Annotated in this window: 17 protein-coding genes; 1 reads left to right on the top strand and 16 read right to left on the bottom strand. The window is 47.2% G+C overall.

Annotated features, from left to right (window positions below; all coding sequences use genetic code 11):
- Positions 1 to 17: 17 nt before the first annotated feature.
- The 3 genes from rsmH to LI091_RS06690 all read right to left on the bottom strand — a co-directional run bounded on the left by rsmH (position 18) and on the right by LI091_RS06690 (position 4,768).
- On the bottom strand, positions 18 to 953 hold the full coding sequence (gene rsmH, locus LI091_RS06680; RefSeq protein ID WP_015526106.1) for a 16S rRNA (cytosine(1402)-N(4))-methyltransferase RsmH: 936 nt from the start codon (positions 951 to 953) through the stop codon (positions 18 to 20).
- Between the two features lie 35 nt (positions 954 to 988).
- Positions 989 to 1,420, bottom strand: a complete 432-nt coding sequence (gene mraZ, locus LI091_RS06685) for a division/cell wall cluster transcriptional repressor MraZ (RefSeq protein ID WP_021651636.1) — start codon at positions 1,418 to 1,420, stop codon at positions 989 to 991.
- A gap of 303 nt (positions 1,421 to 1,723) precedes the next feature.
- A complete protein-coding gene (locus LI091_RS06690; RefSeq protein WP_265190955.1) occupies positions 1,724 to 4,768 on the bottom strand; it encodes a glycoside hydrolase family 2 TIM barrel-domain containing protein in 3,045 nt (1,014 codons plus the stop codon).
- A 140-nt stretch (positions 4,769 to 4,908) separates the two neighbouring features.
- On the opposite strand from LI091_RS06690, the gene LI091_RS06695 reads away from it, so the two are divergent.
- Entirely contained in the window at positions 4,909 to 5,715 is an 807-nt protein-coding gene (locus LI091_RS06695) for a helix-turn-helix domain-containing protein (protein ID WP_015526109.1), read from the top strand.
- Positions 5,716 to 5,920: 205 nt separating this feature from the next.
- Here LI091_RS06695 and lgt read toward each other — a convergent pair whose 3' ends face one another.
- The 13 genes from lgt to priA form a co-directional block, all read right to left on the bottom strand.
- Positions 5,921 to 7,039: a prolipoprotein diacylglyceryl transferase gene (gene lgt / locus LI091_RS06700; protein WP_265190956.1), complete on the bottom strand. Its 1,119-nt coding sequence runs from the start codon at positions 7,037 to 7,039 to the stop codon at positions 5,921 to 5,923.
- 56 nt (positions 7,040 to 7,095) lie between these two features.
- The gene (gene ychF, locus LI091_RS06705; RefSeq protein WP_022426886.1) at positions 7,096 to 8,193 is read right to left on the bottom strand and encodes a redox-regulated ATPase YchF; all 1,098 of its coding nucleotides are present in this window, start codon (positions 8,191 to 8,193) and stop codon (positions 7,096 to 7,098) included.
- A 145-nt stretch (positions 8,194 to 8,338) separates the two neighbouring features.
- A complete protein-coding gene (locus LI091_RS06710) occupies positions 8,339 to 9,013 on the bottom strand; it encodes a thiamine diphosphokinase (RefSeq protein WP_118752749.1) in 675 nt (224 codons plus the stop codon).
- A 2-nt stretch (positions 9,014 to 9,015) separates the two neighbouring features.
- Positions 9,016 to 9,690: a ribulose-phosphate 3-epimerase gene (gene rpe, locus LI091_RS06715; RefSeq protein WP_265190957.1), complete on the bottom strand. Its 675-nt coding sequence runs from the start codon at positions 9,688 to 9,690 to the stop codon at positions 9,016 to 9,018.
- A 3-nt stretch (positions 9,691 to 9,693) separates the two neighbouring features.
- Positions 9,694 to 10,572, bottom strand: coding sequence for a ribosome small subunit-dependent GTPase A (gene rsgA / locus LI091_RS06720; RefSeq protein WP_178818051.1), 879 nt, complete (start codon positions 10,570 to 10,572; stop codon positions 9,694 to 9,696).
- 2 nt (positions 10,573 to 10,574) lie between these two features.
- The gene (gene pknB, locus LI091_RS06725; protein ID WP_178818049.1) at positions 10,575 to 12,800 is read right to left on the bottom strand and encodes a Stk1 family PASTA domain-containing Ser/Thr kinase; all 2,226 of its coding nucleotides are present in this window, start codon (positions 12,798 to 12,800) and stop codon (positions 10,575 to 10,577) included.
- Entirely contained in the window at positions 12,794 to 13,540 is a 747-nt protein-coding gene (locus LI091_RS06730; protein ID WP_021651617.1) for a Stp1/IreP family PP2C-type Ser/Thr phosphatase, read from the bottom strand. Before LI091_RS06730 ends, pknB begins: the two co-directional genes overlap by 7 nt.
- 1 nt (position 13,541) lies before the next feature.
- Complete coding sequence (gene rlmN, locus LI091_RS06735) at positions 13,542 to 14,582, bottom strand: 23S rRNA (adenine(2503)-C(2))-methyltransferase RlmN (protein WP_015526117.1); 1,041 nt, start codon at positions 14,580 to 14,582, stop codon at positions 13,542 to 13,544.
- Positions 14,583 to 14,588: 6 nt separating this feature from the next.
- Positions 14,589 to 15,941: a 16S rRNA (cytosine(967)-C(5))-methyltransferase RsmB gene (gene rsmB, locus LI091_RS06740; RefSeq protein ID WP_044961572.1), complete on the bottom strand. Its 1,353-nt coding sequence runs from the start codon at positions 15,939 to 15,941 to the stop codon at positions 14,589 to 14,591.
- Positions 15,937 to 16,644 carry a zinc metallopeptidase gene (locus tag LI091_RS06745; protein ID WP_015526118.1) on the bottom strand — a complete coding sequence of 236 codons (708 nt, stop codon included), beginning with the start codon at positions 16,642 to 16,644 and terminating at the stop codon, positions 15,937 to 15,939. Before LI091_RS06745 ends, rsmB begins: the two co-directional genes overlap by 5 nt.
- Positions 16,645 to 16,650: 6 nt before the next feature.
- Complete coding sequence (gene fmt, locus LI091_RS06750) at positions 16,651 to 17,595, bottom strand: methionyl-tRNA formyltransferase (RefSeq protein ID WP_265190958.1); 945 nt, start codon at positions 17,593 to 17,595, stop codon at positions 16,651 to 16,653.
- Between the two features lie 12 nt (positions 17,596 to 17,607).
- Complete coding sequence (def, locus tag LI091_RS06755; RefSeq protein ID WP_021651614.1) at positions 17,608 to 18,081, bottom strand: peptide deformylase; 474 nt, start codon at positions 18,079 to 18,081, stop codon at positions 17,608 to 17,610.
- Positions 18,082 to 18,093: 12 nt separating this feature from the next.
- Positions 18,094 to 20,313: a replication restart helicase PriA gene (gene priA, locus LI091_RS06760; protein ID WP_114002105.1), complete on the bottom strand. Its 2,220-nt coding sequence runs from the start codon at positions 20,311 to 20,313 to the stop codon at positions 18,094 to 18,096.
- Positions 20,314 to 20,317: the final 4 nt, after the last annotated feature.

The raw sequence follows: 20,317 nt of genomic DNA on the forward strand, positions 1-20,317 counted from the left end.
TACCTTCCATCTCTCAACTACATTTTCCGTTCAAAAATACGAAGCTTCGCACTTTTGGACCTCGGATTCTCTTCCATTTCCTCTTTTCCCGGTAAGATCGGTTTCCTTGTGATCACCTTACCCTTGGATTTCTTTCCGCATACGCAGACCGGAAAATCCGGCGGGCAGGTACAGGGATTTTCATTTTTTCGGAAAATGGTCTTAACGATCCTGTCTTCCAGAGAATGGAATGTAATGATACAGATCCTTCCTCCGTCATCCAGGAGATCGATCATGCCGTCCAGGGAATCCCGGAGCACGTCAAGCTCCCGGTTGAGCTCAATACGTATTGCCTGAAAAGTCCTCTTGGCCGGATGTCCTCCTGTAGCTTGTATTTTCATGGGGATCGCACCCCGTATGATCTCTGTCAGTTCTCCGGTTGTCCGGATCGGTGCCTGCTCTCTGGCAGCCACAATGTGTTTCGCTATATTTTTGGCAAATTTATCTTCGCCGTAATCGCGGATAATCCGATACAGCTCCCGTTCCTCATAACCGTTGACTATATCACCGGCTGTACGGCTCTGTCTTCTGTCCATTCGCATGTCCAGAGGAGAATCGTACCGATAGGAAAAACCTCGCTCTTCATTATCCAGCTGATAAGATGACACTCCCAAATCCAGCAGGATCCCGTCCACCTTCTCAATGCCACGGGATCTCAGCTCATCTGCCATGTAACAATAATTGCTGCGAATGATTGTCACCTGATTAAAGGCTGACAGCCGTTCACTCGCAGCAATTATCGCATCCTGGTCTTGATCTATGCCAATAAATCTCCCCTTGGCAGAAAGTTTCTTACACACCTCTGTGGCGTGTCCCGCTCCTCCTAAAGTGCCATCCACATAGATTCCATCCGGCTTTACCCTTAAGCCGTCAATGGTCTCATTGAGTAATACAGATTTATGCTTAAATTCCATATCCGTCTCCTGTGGGATTTCTACCTGCGTTATGCTCAAATGACGATTCCTATGTTCTGCATGCTTTCCGCAATGCTGTCCATATCATCATAATTGCAGTTCTCGCTCCACTTCTCTTTGCTCCAAACCTCGATCCGGTTCAGATTACCCGTAAGCACCACATCCTTATCCAGACCAGCGAACTGGCGCAGCGTCTGCGGCACCAAGATTCTTCCCTGCTTATCCAGCTGACATGTTGTAGCTCCGGCTACAAAGAAACGTGAAAAGGTTCTTGCGTCTTTATTTGTAAGTGGTAATGCTCGGAGTTTCTCTTCAAAAGCAACCCATTCATCCATCGGATAAATAGAAAGGCAACCATCCAACCCTCTTGTCAGTACGAACTCTTCCCCTAAGAGTTCCCTGAACCTGGAAGGGATGATCAGACGCCCCTTCGCGTCGATCGTATGATTATACTCGCCCATGAACATGAAACCCACCTACTCTCGTGAAACACGATTCTCCCCTTCGTGCTTCCAGGGTGCAAATGGTGTGTTCTGCCACTCATCCCCATTCGCTACCACTATTCACCACTTTCTACCACTTATGTAATCATTCTAAACTATTTACCATGAAAAAACAAGTGCATATCCAAGTTTTTTTTCATTTCATGAAATATCCACAGGTTTTTTTTCAACCTGTTTATTTTCTGTGCATTATTATGAAATGAAAAAGCTTCCGGACAGTCGCCGGAAGCTTTTTTCTGACTTTATGTTCTGTTATTTTATGACATTTTAAAGGCCTTTGAACGCAAAGGAAAATTTCATCTTTCCATTAGTATCCAGAAGGTATTCCGGATGGGTGCGGGCACCCCAGCTGTCATCTCCTCCAACACCCATCTGCGCCTTTGCGGCACGGACAACGGTATAATGGATTGCCGGAAGCTCATAGGGATGCATGGCATTTTCCATTTCATGAGGAGTATATGGAAGTGCCGAGAACATCATCGGGCCGTTTTCTTTATCCATCTCAAAGAGCATTCCTCTACCCTTTCTGTCTGTGATCTTTGCCCAGCGTACTTCCTCTTTGTTTCCGCATTCCTGCGGCACAAGATAGCGTGCCATATTGTCTGTCACGAGATTCTCATAAATGCCGAGCTTTGCGCCATGCTTCCGGTCTGCATAAGTCTCTGCCGGTCCCAGGCCGTACCACTGAACATGATCATAATCCGCATTGAATTTAAAGAGTACTCCGAACTCCGGCATATCACCCAGCTCTTTTACAGGATCATAGGTCAGCGTTGTCTTTACTCTTCCATCTCCGGTTACCTCATAGGCAAGACGGCATTCACTGGCAGGCGTAGTTGGCAGGATGTAGGTAAAAGCAACCTCCACGCTGTTTTCGTGAACCGTTGTCTCCGGAGCATTGGCCGGACCATACATGCCTTTTCGGTAATCCTTATGACTTGCGTACATGCTGGCGATCTTCCACTGTGCATAGCGCATCTGCATCAGACTTCCGCAATCATTATCTGTAGGGGCTCTCCAGAAGTTGGGCTTCGGAATCGCTTCGATCATTTCTCTTCCTGCATATTTATACGAAACCAGACCACCATTGAGAACGGAAAACAGCACTTCGAAATTTTCCCCGCGGACACCGATGTTATGAAGGCTTCTCACAAGCTCCACGCCACACGCAGGAGCTTCCGGTGTTCCTTCCACCTGATAAACATACTGGCCGAAAGCAACCTCATGTCCTGCCTCTGCCCAAAGTGTTTTTTCTCTGAGAAGGAAGGCTACGGTTACCGTATATTCGCCCGGGCGCTGCTGTTTTCCAAATGGAAGTCTGTAGGTCTGTTGGCTTAAAGGCTCCACCGCTGTATCCAGTGTCTCTGTGCGGAGGACATGACCGTTCTTTGCAAGAGTCACTTCACACCGGAATGTGTCCGTATTTACAAAAAGATTTTTGTTAATGATCTTAACAGAATCCTCACTTACCTGCGCAGTGATATTCTGGTAGTTGAATTTTACCTCCTGCATCTTTGGTGAAGCATCTCTGTCTCCGCCGTATGCGATACCGTTTCCACTGAAATTATAATCTGTAGGACGTTCACCGAAGTCTCCGCCGTATGCCTGGAATTCTTTACCGTAACGGTCTTTTTTGTAAATAGACTGATCAATGTAATCCCAGATAAAGCCACCCTGATATTTCGGTTCTGTATCTGTAAGATCTGTATATTTATGCATTGCACCGCAGGAATTTCCCATTGCATGGGTATACTCACAGCAAATAAACGGCTTGCTGTCATCCTTTGCAAGGAACTCCCGGATCGCTTCTACGGAAGGATACATCTGGCTTTCCATGTCACTGGTGGCATTGTAGCTGCGGTCATGGAAAACCCCCTCATAATGTACCAGTCTTGTAGGATCATTCTTGCGGTAGAACTCAGACATCTCAAAGATATCTTTTCCACCAAAGGATTCATTTCCACAGGACCAGATCAGGATCGCCGGGTGGTTCTTGTCACGCTGATACATGGAATTTACACGGTCTAGCATCATGCCCAGCCATTCTGGTTTGTTGTGCGGAACGATATCCGTGTGATCTCCGGTAAATTCTGCTATATCCCAGGTTCCGTGAGACTCCAGATTGTTTTCTGCGATCATGTAAATACCATATTCATCACAGAGACGGTAGATCGGAGATGCATCCGGATAATGACAGGTACGGATCGCATTGATGTTGTTCTGTTTCATGATCACGATGTCTTTGAGCAGTTCCTCCCGGGACACATGTCTTCCTGTGACAGAGCTGAACTCATGACGGTTCACACCCTTGAATACGATACGTTTTCCGTTAAGGGTCATGATACCATCCTTCATTTCAAAACGGCGGAAACCAACTTTCTCCGGGATGATCTCCTGGAGCTTTCCGCTTTCATCACTGATCTCCAGCTCCAGATCATAGAGATTCGGCTCTTCTGCACTCCAGAGAAGGGGATCCTGAATCTCCCAGGTACAGGTATCCTCTCCGTTCAGAGATCTTTCCTCCTGCAAAAGGATCTCTCCCTTTCCGGAAAGTGTAAGCTTCATTTTTCCTTTTCCCCAGGTACTGGTCACAATCTCAAGCTCGGCTTTTTTGAGAGTTTCATCCGGAATGGCACGGATCCTGAGATCATATACATGGACATCCGGTACCGTAAACAGATAAACATCTCTGTAAATTCCGGAAAAACGGTAAAAATCCTGATCCTCGCACCAGCTGCTGGCTGTCCATTTAAACACCTGTGCCGCCAGCTTGTTCTCGCCGTCCTTCAGATATTCCGTAAGCTCGAATTCTGACGGAGTAAAAGAATCTTCACTGTATCCCACAAATTTTCCATTGAGCCACAGAGCCAGGCCGCTCTCTGCTCCCTGGAATGAAACAAATACTCTTTTTCCTTTCATGCTCTCCGGCACATGGAAATATCTCACATAGCTTGCCACCGGGTTAAAACGTTCCGGGATCTGTCCCGGATGAAGTTCTTCATGGCCTTCCCACGGATACTGGACATTGGCATACTGCGGTGCATCATATCCTTCCATCTGGATATGTGCCGGCACATAAATGTCCTCCCAGTCCTTACAGGAATATGCTTCTTCCTCAAAGCCTGGGATAGCAGATGCATAATTCCGTGCATAATGGAACTTCCAGAGACCATTCAGACTGTGACGGAAAGAAGTTTTCCCATCTTCTCTCTCTTCCTCACAGCGATAATATGTATGATCTGAGTGGGCATCCATTCTTCCGTCGCTGAAATACCGGGGATCTTTTAACAGAGAATGATCAAATTTTTTCATTTTTTCCTCCTGCCCGGCAGATTCTGTTTTTTCTGCCGGATTCTTCGTTTTTTATGCTATGATCATTATAGTATAATCCACCGGATTATGGTATAATATGTTTCGCCAAAATATATAACATTTAGAAACAGGTGAATATCATGTCGATCTATTTCAGAAACACTCCGGTCAGTGCTCCCTTCATGTTTGAATCTCTTGGGAACCACTGGAATCAGGTTAATATCTTCCGTCCGGACGGATATCCGTATTATCATTACCTCCAGACTGAAAAGGGTACCGGACGCATTGAAGTCCGTGGAAAATTTTATACTCTCGGAGCCAACGAGGGCATCCTCATCGCCCCCGGTGTCCCTCATTCCTATCACAGGGAGTCTACTTCATGGACCACGATGTTTGCCACCTTCACAGGAACACTGGCAGGCAGCATTCCTTCCATGACAGACAACCAGGAAGTGATCCTTATCGAAAAGGAACAGGGGGCCAGTATCCGGAAAATGATTTCTTCTACCTTGCGTAAATATCATCAGCCCACACCGGATATGAAATCTCTTTCTTCCGACTGCTATAATTTTCTTATGAATTTTACAGACTGTGCAGCTTCTCCGAAGATACAGGATAATCCGCTCTACCAGAGATATGTGATCCCGGTAATAAAAGAAATCGAAACCGGTTATCAGCAGGATATCACTGCAGCGCAGCTGAGCCGGAGCGTTTTTGTCTCTCCGCAGTATCTTTCCCGTCTGTTCCGCCGTTTTATGGGCTGCTCGGTTTACGAGTACGTTACCATGTACCGCATCAGCCGCGCCCGGGAGCTTCTGCTTTCCAGACCGGATATGAAGATCCAGGATGTTGCCGGCGCTTCCGGATTTTCCGATGCCAGCCACTTTATCGCCATGTTCCGTAAAGTCACAGGCACAACTCCTCTGGATTTCCGAAAGATGTACTGATATATTCCTACTGCACAGCACAAAAACTGCCCTACCGGAAACGTCGTAGAAGACGTTTTCCTGCAGGGCAGTTTTCTGCTGCTCTTATCAGCCAAATGCCGGTATCCTATCCTATATTCTGATCCATCAGACAAAAGCATCTGTATCCTATATCTGTTTGATATCTGTTTGATCTCAGTTTCCGTAATATAATTCCAGAATACGGTCAACTCTTTGGCTGGCCTCCAGATTCTTCAGAAGATCGCTCCTGCTCCTGATCTGGCTGTCCAGCTTCTTCCGTTCCTCCTGCAGCTGCTGTAAAAGTGACGCTTTCCGAAGAGCTTCCTCTTTCTTCTGTATCTCGTTCTGATCCATTTTTTTCTCCCTGTACAGTCTCTGTTTCCAGATTCTCTGCTACATTTTCCCGTTGCTGTTCCGCTTCTTTCTCTGCCTGCTGATCTTTCTCGATCCTTCTCATCCGTACTTTTGCCCGCTTTCTGGACATCACGCGTTTCACTGCAACTACCACGGTGCAAAGAACAAAAAGTATTACCGAGATCACCAGTGAAACATCCACGCCGGTTCCCAGAAACAGTATTTTATCTGTGCGGAACCACTGGAGCACTGCTCTTCCAAGACCATAGCCTGCCAGATATTTCAGAAAGATCTCTCCCTGAAATACTTTTTTGCGAAGCAGCATCATAAGCATCAAAAGCACAAGCAGACACCAGAGACTTTCATAGAAAAACAAGGGCTGTACCAAAATCCAGGTACCACTGTCCACGGTTTGAAGCTTTTCACGCATAGCCGTGGTGACCTCTCCTGCCCGTACCGCAGTCAGCGGCAGCTGCATGGAAAAAATGTTGTCTGCATATTCCCCGAAAGATTCTCTGTTAAAAAAGCTTCCCCACTTTCCTATTATCTGCCCGATCAGAAGTCCCATGCAGGCAAGATCTGCCATCTGCCAGAAGGATTTCTTTCGGATCCTGCAGTAGACCGCACCACCCAGCACACCGCCCAGAAGTCCGCCATAAAACATAAGTCCTCCGGAACGTATATTCAGAAGCTGTCCCGGATCATTTTTATAAAGGCTCCAGGAAAAAGCCGCATAAAGCAGCCTTGCCCCTGCCACACCAGAAAGCAGCGTTATGATGGCCAGATCCAGATATGCATCCGGATCTTCATGATTTCTTCTGGCTTCCAGTGCCACAAAAAAGATTCCCAGAAGCATTCCTATCGCGATCAGTACGCCATAGATCGTGATCTCAAAGCCAAAGATCTCAAAGGATCTCGGCACATGATCCAAAACCAGATTTAATCCGGGAAACCGAATTGACATATCCATAAAATCACCTGTTATAATTTTTCAGCTTACAGCCGGTATTTCACAGACGTTGGTGATCACACGTTAAATCTGAATAAGATCACATCTCCGTCCTGTACAACGTACTCTTTTCCTTCCATACGTACAAGGCCCTTCTCTCTGGCACCTGCATAGGAACCGCAATCCAGAAGATCCTGATAATTCACAACCTCTGCTTTGATAAATCCACGTTCAAAGTCTGTGTGGATCTTACCTGCTGCCTGCGGTGCCTTGGTTCCGATCTTGATGGTCCATGCTCTTGTCTCATCCTCTCCGGCTGTCAGGAAGCTCATAAGGCCAAGAAGGTGATAGCTTGCGCGCACCAGCTTCTCAAGGCCGGATTCTGTCAGTCCCAGATCCTCAAGGAACATCTTTCTCTCATCCTCATCCAGCTCGGAGATTTCCTCCTCGATCTGCGCACAGATCACAAATACCTCGCTGTTCTGTTTGGCAGCGTATTCACGTACTGCCTGTACATACTGATTGTTCGCCCCATCATCTGCGATATCATCCTCTGCAACGTTAGCCGCATAGATCACCGGTTTTGCAGTAAGAAGATTATAGGTTGCAAGCCATGCATCCTCATCTTCGTTCTCTGTTTCCAGAGTAATGGCAAGCTGTCCCTCTTCCAGATGCGCCTTTACTTTTTCAAGGAATGTAAGCTCTTTGGCAGCTTCCTTATCCATACGTGCAGTCTTGGTAACCTTGGCAATCCTTCTCTCGAGGATCTCAAGATCAGAGAAAACAAGCTCCAGATTAATAGTCTCGATATCGCGGAGCGGATCAATGCTTCCATCTACATGAACAACATTGGAATCCTCAAAGCAGCGTACCACGTGAACGATAGCATCTACCTCACGGATATTTGCAAGGAACTGGTTTCCAAGTCCCTCTCCCTTAGATGCGCCTTTTACAAGACCTGCAATATCGACGAATTCGATCACTGCCGGTGTTACTTTTTTTGATTTATAAAAATCTCCGAGAAGATTCAGTCTCTCATCCGGAACGGTTACAACACCCACATTGGGGTCGATAGTACAGAACGGATAGTTTGCGGATTCTGCTCCGGCTTTTGTCAGTGAATTGAATAATGTACTTTTTCCTACGTTAGGAAGACCTACGATTCCTAATTTCATCTCTCTATATACGTCCTTTCGATATATTTATTTACAGTATTTTTCAGATACTCTTTAAACAGGCCTTTCCGTTTTTCAGGCCATTCCTGTCCCATATTACCATACACAGCCTGAAATCGCAACTGTGAGGCAATTATTGTTACTGTCAGTCCCTGGACATGATCATCAGAAGCTGCCCGCTTTCATACAGGATCTCTGCGGTTTCTTCCGAAATCTCATTGCTGACGGTCAGGCCACTGTCTTCTACTGTCAGATGATATCCGTTCAGCGGATACTTAAATCCCCTCAGAGTGAGGCCTGTCACATCACCTCCCACAGTAAAGAATGAAACATATTTTCCAAACTGCTCCTCTCTGTGCAGTATGGTTCCGCTTTCTGCAAGTGTGATATAATTCCACTGATCTGCGATCGCAATACGAACGCCCTGTTCCTTACCCATGGAAAGCAGTCCCAGATTCGCCAGCACATGATCCAGCCTTGTGCCGGTAGCTCCCAGGATCAGGATATCCTTTGCACCCTTGCGGATCATCTGGTTTACCGCAGACTGTGTATCCGAATCATCCTTCTCTGGCTTCAGCCTGATGATCTCCAGTCCCTTCAGGCTTTCCATATATTTTTGGCCTTCTTCGGAAAGACTGTCAAAATCCCCAATTGCAAGATCCGGAATAAATTCCCGGTTTTTCATAAACCATTCCATCCCCTTATCTGCAGCAACAAGAGTGATTTTCTCTCCTCGGCTTTCTTCTATTCTTTTTTTTAAAAAATCGAGGGCAAAACCATTCTGGATATTGCCCCCGCTGATTATTATTGTATCGATCATTTTCAGTCCAGCTCTTTTTTGATATTGTGGATTTTTTCTGTAATGTGTCTTACATTGGCTGACACATCGCCCTTAAATACCCAGGAACCTGCGACCATGAGGTTTGCACCGGCACGCATAACCGTCTCCAGTGTATCATCATTGATACCACCATCTACCTGGATATCAACATCCAACTCTTCTTCATCAATAAGCTCACGAAGCTCCTGGATCTTCTCTGTGCATTCGTCCATGTATTTCTGTCCGCCAAATCCTGGCTGAACAGTCATTATCAGCACCATATCCACATCTTCAAGAAGATGGCTGATGTCATTTACCGGTGTGGATGGCTTGATCGAAACTGCCGCCTTTACCCCTGCTGCCCTGATCTGCTCCAGTGTACGCTCCAGATCCTCACATGCCTCCGCATGTACAGTAATGGAATCTGCTCCGCATTCTACAAAATCGCGGATATATCTTTCCGGTTCTGTTACCATCAAATGTACGTCGAAAAACATGTTGGATTCTTTCCGGATCGATTTGATTACCGGCATTCCAAAAGAAATGCTGGGAACAAAATCTCCATCCATAACATCAATATGCAGATATTCAACGCCTTCCTTTTCCAGAATTTTGATCTGTTCTCCCAGTCTGTTAAAATCTGCTGATAAGATCGACGGGCACAATCGGTATTCCATGACTCAGTATCTCCTTTTCTCTTTTAATTCCTGGTGCAGCTCCAGATAATCTTCATATCGGAGTCTGCTGATCTCATTGTTCTCAAGGGCTTCCTTAACAGCGCAGCCCGGTTCATGTATGTGACGGCACCCCTGAAAGCGGCACTGTCCTTCATATCTTCGGAACTCCGGAAAGTAATCCTTCAGTTCCTGCTCCTCCATATTTTCAATATATAAGGAGGAAAATCCCGGCGTATCCACAAGGAATGTATCCTGTGCCACCGGTATGATCTGTGCATGGCGCGTGGTATGTTTTCCCCGTTTCAGCTTACGGCTGATCTCACCGGTTTCCATCTCCACTTCTTCCTGAAGGGAATTTGTAAGAGAAGATTTTCCCACGCCGGATGGGCCGGCAACCACAGTTGTCCTGCCCTGAAGCACTTCTTCAATCTCGTCGAGTCCTTCTCCCTTCAGGGCACTTGACAGGATCACCTGATAGCCGCAGCTCTGGTATGTTTCATAGAGAAATTCCAGCTCTTCCGTTGTTGCCAGATCTTTTTTGTTAAAACAGATGACTGCCGGAACACCTTCCCTCTCCATCATAATGAGGAAACGATCCAAAAGCATGAAGTTCGGCTTCGGATTATCCATGGCAAAGATCACCAGTGCCTGATCTACATTGGCCACAGCCGGACGGATCAGAGAATTCTTCCGCTTGTGGATCTCCGTCACACTTCCCTCCAGTTCCTTTCCATCCAGAACTGTAATGTCCACATTGTCACCTACCAGAGGCTTGAATTTATCCTTACGGAAAATTCCCTTGGCTCTGCATTCATATGTATTACCGTCTTCTGCATATACGTAGTAGAATCCGGCAATACCTTTGATTATCTTTCCCTGCATGATCACTCAGCTTTCTTGAATGTAACCGTGTAGGTTCCAAGCTGCTGATAATCCCCGTCTACCTCTTCATAGAGATAGATGGTTCCTGAGGTAACGCCCTCAGCACCTGAGATATCAAGCTGATACGGGAAGCTGATATTCTGTCCATCAATGATGGTGGATGCCTTAGGCTCACCGTTTACGTCCTGGATCAGTTCCAGACGGATCGCGCCTCCATTGTAGCCGGACGGAGTATCCAGTGTCTGTGTACATTTCCAGCCTGTGTTTGCATTGACATCTGCTGTAGATGTAGTTGTGGATACTGTGCTGTCCGCAGATGCTGTGCTGTCTGTGGATGCTGTACTGTCTGTAGATGCTGTACTATCTGTAGATGCTGTGCTGTCTGTGGATGGAGCCTTGTCACCGGAGCTGATGGTAATGCTGATCGGCTGATCCGGGTCTGCTGCCGCATAGGCTTCCGGATCCTGTGCGATAACTGTACCTGCAGCTTCTGTACTCTGCTGTTCTGTTATCTGGATATCAATAAATTTACCTAAAGTAGTAAGTGCATCATCCTTGGTCATTCCTACAACACTCGGAACCTCAGCATTATCGCCATAATCAACCCCTCGACTGACTGTCAGTGTTACAGAAGAGCCTGCCTGCACAGAAGTACCTGCTGCCGGTTCGACATTGTAAACATATCCCGGATCTACCAGTGCATATCCGTTGTCATCTGTGTCACTGTATTCTTTCTGGACATTTACCTGAAGTCCAAGATCTTCCAGAGTCTGCTGTGCATCGATTCCTGTACGTCCATCCAGATCCGGGATCGTAACCTGTGCTGTTCCGGTGCTTACCCAGTATTTCACAGTTGTATTGGCTTCAACCTGTGTTCCCGCAGCTGTCTCCTGACGGGAGATCCTGCCTTTTTCCTGATCGGATGCCTCCTCACCGGCCATCTGGACACCCAGATGTGCATCGTTTGCAAGTGTTTTAGCCTCTTCCTCTGTCTTGCCTACAAGATCAGGAACGGTTGCCAGACCGTCAGCTGCTGAATCCTGCTTCGCTTCTGCCTTGCTGCTGTCTGCAGCTCCGCTGCTGCCGGTTCCAAACAGTCCTGCGGCACGTCCAAGCACTACCACAAGAACGATCAGAAGAACTGCACCTCCGATCAGTGCCGCAATCGTCAGGCCTCTTCCGGAACCATGATGCTTCTTTTTCTTTCCGGATCTATGCTCGGATCTCGGTCTGTATTCTTCCTCTGCATCATCGTAATCGTTATCGTCGTATTTTTCTTCCTCAAGTGCGGTGATCTCCGGTTTTGTGATCTGCTTCGGTGTATGTTTGATCTCACCAAGCTCTTCTTCTGAGATCACAACCGTCTTGGCATCGTTGTCAACTGTAGTAAGCTTTACAAAATCACCCTGGGGATCGATCAGAGAATGCTTCAGGTCTGCGATCACATCCTCCATACGGCTGTAACGACGATCTACACTTTTCTGTGTACATTTCAGAATGATCTGCTCCAGACTGTACGGAAGGTCCGGTGTATACACACTTGGCGGGACCATCTCTTCCTGCAGATGCTTGATAGCGATCGCCACAGTGGTATCTCCGTCAAAAGGAACTCTTCCTGTGACCATCTCATACAGTGTGATTCCAAGAGAATAGATATCGCTCTTCTCATCGCTGTATCCGCCTCTCACCTGCTCAGGTGAGCTGTAATGTACAGATCCCATTACATTGGAGCTGATCGTATTGGAGGATGCAGCTCTGGCAATTCCAAAGTCTGTCACCTTTACTTTACCATCTGTGGAAATAATGATATTCTGAGGTTTCACATCTCTGTGAACGATACCATGGCTGTGTGCCGCCTCCAGACCCATAGAAACCTGGATTGCGATACTTGTAGCCTCTTTAATGGAAAGCTTTCCCTTCTTGGAGATGTATTCCTTCAGAGTGATACCCTCGATCAGTTCCATAACAATGTAATAAACACCGCCGTCATCTCCTACGTCAAATACATTGACGATATTCGGATGTGTAAGACCAGCTGCCGCCTGGGCCTCACTTCTGAATTTCTTTATAAACGTGGTGTCTTCCCGAAACTCCGGTTTCAGGACCTTCACGGCAACAAAACGGTTCAGCTTATGGTCCATAGCCTTATAGACATCTGCCATTCCGCCAGTTCCGATTTTTCCTACGATCTCATAGCGCTCGGCTATGATCATTCCCGTCTTCAACATGCTTCCACCTCATTCGTGAATGGCTCTACCAGTACGACTGCAATATTATCCTTACCACCATTCTGATTTGCTTCCCGAAGGAGCGCACTGCCCTTCTGATCAATATCTGCTTCCGGATCGGATATGATCTCCTGGATCTTCTCATCTTCAACCATATTGCTGAGACCGTCTGAACACATCAGGATCGTACATCCTTTTTCAAGTTTCAGATCAAAGAAATCCACATCCACCGTTTTCTCCGCGCCAAGTGCCCTTGTAATGATGTTCTTATCTGGATGATTCCGTGCTTCCGCTTCGCTGATCTCGCCCATTCTCACCATTTCCTGTACCAGGGAATGATCTCTGGTGACCTGGCGGATTCCGTCCTGGATCACATATAAACGGCTGTCACCCACATTGGCTACATAGGCATACTGATCTACAATAGTCGCCACCACCATAGTGGTTCCCATGCCCCGGAGGTTTTCGTCTTCCTGCGCACGGTTTCTGATCTCCGTGTTCGCAGCTTCGATCGCATGACGAATAACCTTCACAGGATTGTAATCCGCATCTTCACGGATTTCATCCACAAGGATCCGTACTGCATGTGAGGATGCATAGTCACCGGCGTTATGTCCGCCCATTCCGTCCGCGACTGTGAAAAGATTAGGCAGATTTCCAACCGGACCTTCAGATGCAAACACGTAATCCTGATTCATCTTCCGCTTCTGCCCTACATCAGTAGCTGAGTATATCCTCATGTCACTTCTCGCTTTCTGTTTTTTCCATGTAACTTTTTCTTAGCTGTCCACAGGCACCGTCGATATCGCTGCCCATTTCCCTTCTAATAGTAACATTAATTCCGTATTTTTCAAGTTTTATTTTGAAATTCTCCACAGCCTGTCGAGTAGACCTCACATAGGAGCGTTCCTTGATGGGATTGACCGGAATCAGATTTACATGGCAATTGATGCCTTTTATACGGCCTGCCAGCTGTCTCGCATCTTCTTCACTGTCGTTGACGCCAGCTACAAGACTGTACTCAAAGGTGATCCTTCGGCCTGTTTTGTCAAAATAATTTCTGCAGGCATCCAGAACCTCATCCATGGAATACTTATTCGCGATCGGCATCAGTTCCTGTCGTTTTTCATCATTTGGAGCATGAAGGGAAAGTGCCAGAGTGATCTGAAGCTTTTCTTCAGCCAGATCATACATCTTCGGCACGATCCCACAGGTAGAAACCGTCACATTTCTCTGACTGATCCCAAGACCGTTTTCGTCGGTAAGGATCCGGACAAAACGGACAAGATTGTCATAATTATCCATCGGCTCACCGGTTCCCATCACAACTACATTGGCCACACGTTCACCGGTATCTGCCTGGATACGGTAAATCTGATCCAGCATCTCGGACGGTTTCAGGCATCTGGTCAGTCCTCCGATGGTAGATGCACAGAATCTGCATCCCATACGGCAGCCCACCTGAGAAGAAATGCACACAGAATTTCCGTGGTGATACCGCATGAGAACACTCTCGATCACATTTCCATCTTCCAGCTGGAACAGATATTTTCTGGTTCCGTCAATTTTTGAGATCCTTACATCTGCCTGGGTCAGTGCTGTGATCGGATAAGCCGAAAGCTTTTCCCTGAGGCTTTTGGAAAGATTTGTCATTTCATCCCAGGAGGTAACCAGCTGCTGGTGAAGCCATGCATAGATCTGTTTCGCCCGGAAAGGCTTTTCACCGATCTTTGTCATGAATTCCTTCAATTCCTCCATGGTCATGGATTTTACATCTGTCATTTTCTGTTATTTCCTTCTGAATCTGGCAATAAAGAATCCATCTGTCTTATGTATTCCCGGCAGAAGCTGCAGATAGCCAAGCTTCGTGGATTTACAGTGCAGTTCCTCCGGAATATACGGATCCAGGCTTTCCAGCCGGTACGGATAATTCTTTAAAAACCATAATACATTTTCTTCGTTTTCTTCCCGGGCAATGGTACATGTGCTGAAGATCAGCGTTCCATCCGGTTTCACATACTTTGCAGCCTTATCCAGGATCATTCTCTGGAGCATTACGATCTCTTCCTGTTTCTGCGGAGTTGCCCGGTATTTGATTTCCGGTTTCTTGCCGATAACTCCATAACCGGAGCACGGTACATCCGCGATCACAATATCCGCAGCCTGTTCGGAATCCGGATCATATACCGTTGCATCCTGAACTCTGGCTTCCACATTGATCACTCCGGTCCTGTGGATGTTTTCTTTGATAAGATCTGCCTTATACTGACTTACATCTCTGGCATCCACATTTCCGTAATCCCCCATTTTGTCTGCCGCATGGATGCTTTTTCCACCTGGTGCAGCGCACATATCGATGATATGGTCACCTTTTTTCGGACTTGCAGCTTCCGCTACAAGCATAGAGCTTACATCCTGCACCAGGATCTTTCCCTGAAGGAAGGTCTCAAGTGTCAAAATATGATTGTAATCGGAAATCTTCAGTGCATAGGGAAGATAAGGAGCCTGTTCTACTGTCACTCCCTGAGACTTCAAACTGGTGACGATCTCTCTCAGAGACGCCTTATGAGTACGGCACCGTACTGTGATCGGTCTTTCTGTCAGAAAATCCTCCAGGATCTTCTCCGTAGTCTTCACTCCGTAGGCTGCTTTCCATTTTTCTACCAAATATTCCGGCATGGAATATTTCACAGAAAGATAACGGACTTCGTTTTCTTCCCTGGAAGGAAGCTCCAGATCACCGATCTCTCTTGCGATCGTACGGAGCACCCCGTTGACAAAGGGCTTTAGATTATAAAAGCCTTTTCGCTGTGCCAGCTTTACCGCTTCATTGCATACTGCACTGTCCGGAACACTGTCCATAAATTTCAGCTGATATACCGCACTTCTCAGGATCTCACGGATCTGCGGTTTCATCTTGTTTACAGAAACCTTGGAAAAAGAATCGATGACGTAATCAATATAGATCCTGTATTCCAGGGTTCCCTCACATACTCTTGTAATAAAGCTACGTTCCTGTTTCGGAAGAAACTGATATTTGGAAAGCGCATTCCGGATCGCAATATGGCTGTGCTCCCCCTCCTCCTCGATCTGTAACAGGATCTCAAGGATCAGTTCTCTGGTATTTACTCCGCTGCTAATCACGATCTCTACCTCCTGCAAGGATAATCAGTCTCAGAAGCTGCAGAATAGATGCCGCCAGAGCTGCTACATAGGTAAGCGCTGCCGCTGTAAGTACTTTTCTTGCACCCTTTTTTTCATCTGCACCTAAGATACCTGTACTTTCCAGCATTTTAAGCGCTCTGGAAGACGCATTGATCTCAACCGGAAGTGTCACCAGCTGAAACAGTACTGCCAGTGAAAACAAAACAATTCCCAGAGTTACCAGCGGATCAATGGAAAAGATCAGTCCTGCGATAAACAGCGGCCATGAAAGCTGGGAACCAATATTTGCGGCAGGTACAATGGCTGAACGGATATTCAGTGGTGCATAATTGATCGCATCCTGGATCGCATGGCCACATTCATGTGCTGCCACCCCCACAGCCGCCAGAGAATTTCTTCCATAAATATCTTCTGAAAGGGAAACCGTTTTCGTTCTCGGATCATAGTGATCCGTAAGACTTCCGCGGATCGGAACCACCTGTACGTCTGTGATCCCAGCCGCTCTCAGGATCCTCTGTGCAGCTTCCGCACCAGTGATACCTGAATGACTCCGGACCTTTTTATAGACTGCAAAGGTACTGCGCAGCTTCGCGGATGCCGCAAGAGAAAGAAGCATTCCGATCACGAGCAAAAGAATCGTGGGGTCCATTCCCCATCCGTAATAACCATATCCGTACATAACTCATCACTCCCTGGAATCTCTGAACATGTCTCCTGGTTTCAACTGATATCCCCGAAGGAACGCATCCGCTTCCATGCGTTTTTTGCCTTCCAACTGCACTTCATGGAGCACGAGTACCTTCTGGCCGCATGCTACCTGGATTCCTCCTTTGTCAGCGGCTATCACAGTTCCCGGTGCTTCCTGTGTCTGTTTTTCCAGAACAGAGCTCTTCCAAACCTTCAATGTTTTTCCATTGATAAAGGTAAAAGCGCTTGGCCATGGATCAAGGCCTCTTACCAGACGCTCCAGTTCTTCCGCATTTTTGCTGAAATCCAGAAGCCCCATTTTTTTGGAGATCATGGCAGCATATGGTGTGGGACTCTCCTCCGGCTGTTTCTCGCGGGTTGCAGTTCCGTCAAAAATGGACGGTAAAGTCTGTACCAGAAGCTCTGCACCTGCCTGTGCGAGCTTATCAAACAAGCTTCCACCTGTCTCATCTTTGGCAAGCGGAACCACGATCCTGGAAATCATATCACCGGTATCCAGACCGGTTCCCATCTGCATAATAGTAACGCCGGATTCTTTTTCACCGTCGATCACCGCCTGCTGGATCGGTGCAGCTCCACGATATTTAGGAAGCAGAGACGCATGGATATTGATACATCCGAATCTCGGCATATCCAGGATGCTCTTTGGAATGATCTGCCCAAATGCCGCAACAATGATGATGTCCGGTGCAAGATTTTTCAGTTCTTCCACAAATTCAGGATCTCTTACCTTCACCGGCTGCAGTACCGGGATCCCGTGTTTCAGTGCTTCTTCTTTTACAGGAGTAGGCATCATAGTTTTGCCTCTGCCCTTCGGTTTGTCCGGCTGTGTGATCACAGCCTCCACTTCATATCCGTTCTCTGCCAGTGCTACAAGAGGCGCCACCGCAAAGTCCGGAGTTCCCATATAAATAATCTTCATAGTATCCCGCCTTTAGTCTTCTTCATCATAAGTTACCTTGTGAAGTTCTCCCTCCACAAGTTCTGTATACATTTTTCCATCCAGATGGTCAATCTCATGACAGAATGCTCTTGCCAGAAGGCCCTCTCCCTCGTAGATCTGTTCGTTCATATTTACATCAAGTGCTTTTACCTTCACATAGTTCGGACGTGTTACCTGTCCTGCCATTCCCGGAACGCTCAGGCATCCCTCGTCACCGGTCTGCTCGCCGCTTGTCTCAAGGATCTCCGGATTGATCAGCACGATCGGGCCCTCACCTACATCGATGACAACGATACGTTTCAGGATTCCTACCTGTGGTGCAGCGAGGCCAACACCCATTGCATCATACATGGTATCCAGCATATCTGTGATCAGTTCCCCGATCCTCGGTGTCATTTTGTCTACTGTCCGGGATTTTTTTGTCAGTACAGAATCCCCCTGTACACGGATTGTTCTAAGTGCCATTTTTCTTCTCCTTTAATTCATATCAAATTGAATGTATATTTTCCGGAATCCGGAATTTATCTCTATATATTTCTCCAGCTTCTCTCTGACTGCTGTGAGAAAGCAGATATCCCTGTGCTTCAGATGGATCACCTGACGATAAACATCCTTTACCTTACCTACCGATGCAGCTGCAGGTCCGATCATGTGAAGCTCTTCCTTCGGACTTACCCTGCGGATAAAAACTTCTATATAATACATGGCATTTTTCAGAAGTTCTTCATCCTGGCAGGCGCCAAAAACAGTCATCATATGGGCTGCCGGCGGATAGTCCAGAAGCATCCGATACCCCATTTCTTCTTTATAAAATTTCTTATAATCCTGAATAGCCGCAGCCTGGATACTGTAATGCTCCGGCTGATATGTCTGGATCACCGCCTGCCCCGGCCGATTCCCTCTGCCGGAACGTCCAACTGCCTGAGTCAGAAGCTGGAATGTACGCTCCCCGCAGTGATAGTCATCCATATTCAGCGAAAGATCTGCTGCGATCACTCCTACCAGAGTCACATTCGGAAAATCATGTCCCTTGACGATCATCTGGGTCCCCACCAGAATATCTGCCTCATGCTTTGCAAAAGAAGCCAGGATCTTCTCATAGCTGTCCTTGGTCCTTGTAGTATCAAAATCCATTCGAAGTACCCTGGCTTTCGGGAATTCTTTTTCAATGACCTTCTCGATCTGCTGGGTTCCTGCCTTAAATCCACCAATGTGCGGTGAACCACAGGACGGACAGATTTCCGGTTTCACAGTCTCATAGCCGCAATAATGACAGATCAGACGATTGCCATTGTGTTCACTTAGAGATACATCACAGTGAGGACATTTCATAACGTGACCGCAGGCTCTGCAGGAAACAAAGCCCGCATATCCTCTCCGGTTCAGAAACAGCATGGCCTGTTCTCTTCTTTCAAGGACCTGCTCCAGATCCCTCTTCAGCTCCAGACTCAGTACCGAGCGGTTTCCTTTCTTTAATTCTTCCCGAAGATCCACGATTGATACCTGTGGAAGAGGCCTTTCCTCATAACGTGCGTTTAACTTTACCAGAAGATATTCTCCGTCACAGGCATGACTGTAGGCTTCCAATGACGGAGTGGCTGATCCCATGACCACACGGGCATGTTCCATTCGTGCCCTCTCAATGGCAGTCTCACGTGCATGGTACCTTGGCGTATTCTCACTTTTGTAGGTGGGTTCATGCTCTTCGTCGATAACGATCAGTCCCAGATCTGAAAACGGTGTGAACAGTGCGGATCTGGGTCCTACCATCACCTGGATCTCACCACGTTTTGCTCTTTTGAACTGATCATAACGTTCTCCCTGGGAAAGTCTGGAATTCAGAACCGAAACCTTATCTCCGAACATGGCATAAAAACGCCTGACTGTCTGATAAGTAAGCGCGATCTCAGGGATCAGCACGATCGCCTGTTTTCCCTCCTCCAGTACCTTCTGGATCAGGCGCATATAAACCTGGGTCTTTCCGCTTCCGGTCACTCCGAAAAGAAGTGCAGGCCTTGGGTCCGGCTCCTGCCATTCCCGAAAGATCTGCTCTGCCGCCAAAAGCTGTTCCTGGTTCAGACTCAACTCCATGTTCTCCTTCACCAGGCCGAGCCCCTCGGGAATACGATACATTTCCTGACTTTCAATAGTTATCAGACCTTTTTTCTCAAAAAAATCAAGAACGGAAATGCCGGCTCCAAGCTCTTTGGAGGCATAGGTATAATCCAGGCTCCCGGCCTCCAGGATTGCCCGAAGGAACCGCTCACGTGCTTTAAAGCGGCTGCCTTCCAGCTTTCCAAGAAGTGCCTGCCCCTCTTCCTTTTTCCCTGTAAAAAGGATCAGTCTTTTCTCTTTTGCACGGACCTTGTCTTTTACAGGCAGAACTGTTTTCAGTGCCTGGATCATGGTGGAGCCATAGGTCTCCTTCATCCAGGCCGCAAGTGCGATCAGCCGGGATTCTGTTGTCTCACTGTCTGTGGACACTCCCCGGATCTCCTTGAGCTTTGACGCATCATATTTTGCCGTTCCGGAGATCCCGGTCACATAGCCTTTCCGAAGGGTATTTCCCTTTCCGAAGGGCACTGTGACCACAACTCCGGGTTTTATTGCCTGCACCAGCTCCTCAGGTACACGATACTGAAAATCCCGGTCCAGCTTTTCATGAGAAATGTCAATGATCACATCTGCATAGATCATCCAT

Source organism: Blautia sp. MSK20_18, from assembly GCF_020553125.1.
GTDB classification, from domain to species: domain Bacteria; phylum Bacillota; class Clostridia; order Lachnospirales; family Lachnospiraceae; genus Blautia_A; species Blautia_A fusiformis.

What these genes read in the sequence shown, in the direction of transcription:
- mraZ (WP_021651636.1), bottom strand. Translation starts at nt 1,420, where the DNA reads ATGTTCATGGGCGAGTATAATCATACGATCGACGCGAAGGGGCGTCTG.
- fmt (WP_265190958.1), bottom strand. Translation starts at nt 17,595, where the DNA reads ATGAAGATTATTTATATGGGAACTCCGGACTTTGCGGTGGCGCCTCTT.
- LI091_RS06730 (WP_021651617.1), bottom strand. Translation starts at nt 13,540, where the DNA reads ATGAGGATATACTCAGCTACTGATGTAGGGCAGAAGCGGAAGATGAAT.
- rsgA (WP_178818051.1), bottom strand. Translation starts at nt 10,572, where the DNA reads ATGCAGGGAAAGATAATCAAAGGTATTGCCGGATTCTACTACGTATAT.
- lgt (WP_265190956.1), bottom strand. Translation starts at nt 7,039, where the DNA reads ATGGATATGTCAATTCGGTTTCCCGGATTAAATCTGGTTTTGGATCAT.
- LI091_RS06690 (WP_265190955.1), bottom strand. Translation starts at nt 4,768, where the DNA reads ATGAAAAAATTTGATCATTCTCTGTTAAAAGATCCCCGGTATTTCAGC.
- LI091_RS06710 (WP_118752749.1), bottom strand. Translation starts at nt 9,013, where the DNA reads ATGATCGATACAATAATAATCAGCGGGGGCAATATCCAGAATGGTTTT.
- priA (WP_114002105.1), bottom strand. Translation starts at nt 20,313, where the DNA reads ATGATCTATGCAGATGTGATCATTGACATTTCTCATGAAAAGCTGGAC.
- LI091_RS06695 (WP_015526109.1), top strand. Translation starts at nt 4,909, where the DNA reads ATGTCGATCTATTTCAGAAACACTCCGGTCAGTGCTCCCTTCATGTTT.
- rsmH (WP_015526106.1), bottom strand. Translation starts at nt 953, where the DNA reads ATGGAATTTAAGCATAAATCTGTATTACTCAATGAGACCATTGACGGC.
- LI091_RS06745 (WP_015526118.1), bottom strand. Translation starts at nt 16,644, where the DNA reads ATGTACGGATATGGTTATTACGGATGGGGAATGGACCCCACGATTCTT.
- pknB (WP_178818049.1), bottom strand. Translation starts at nt 12,800, where the DNA reads ATGTTGAAGACGGGAATGATCATAGCCGAGCGCTATGAGATCGTAGGA.
- def (WP_021651614.1), bottom strand. Translation starts at nt 18,081, where the DNA reads ATGGCACTTAGAACAATCCGTGTACAGGGGGATTCTGTACTGACAAAA.
- rpe (WP_265190957.1), bottom strand. Translation starts at nt 9,690, where the DNA reads ATGGAATACCGATTGTGCCCGTCGATCTTATCAGCAGATTTTAACAGA.
- rlmN (WP_015526117.1), bottom strand. Translation starts at nt 14,582, where the DNA reads ATGACAGATGTAAAATCCATGACCATGGAGGAATTGAAGGAATTCATG.
- ychF (WP_022426886.1), bottom strand. Translation starts at nt 8,193, where the DNA reads ATGAAATTAGGAATCGTAGGTCTTCCTAACGTAGGAAAAAGTACATTA.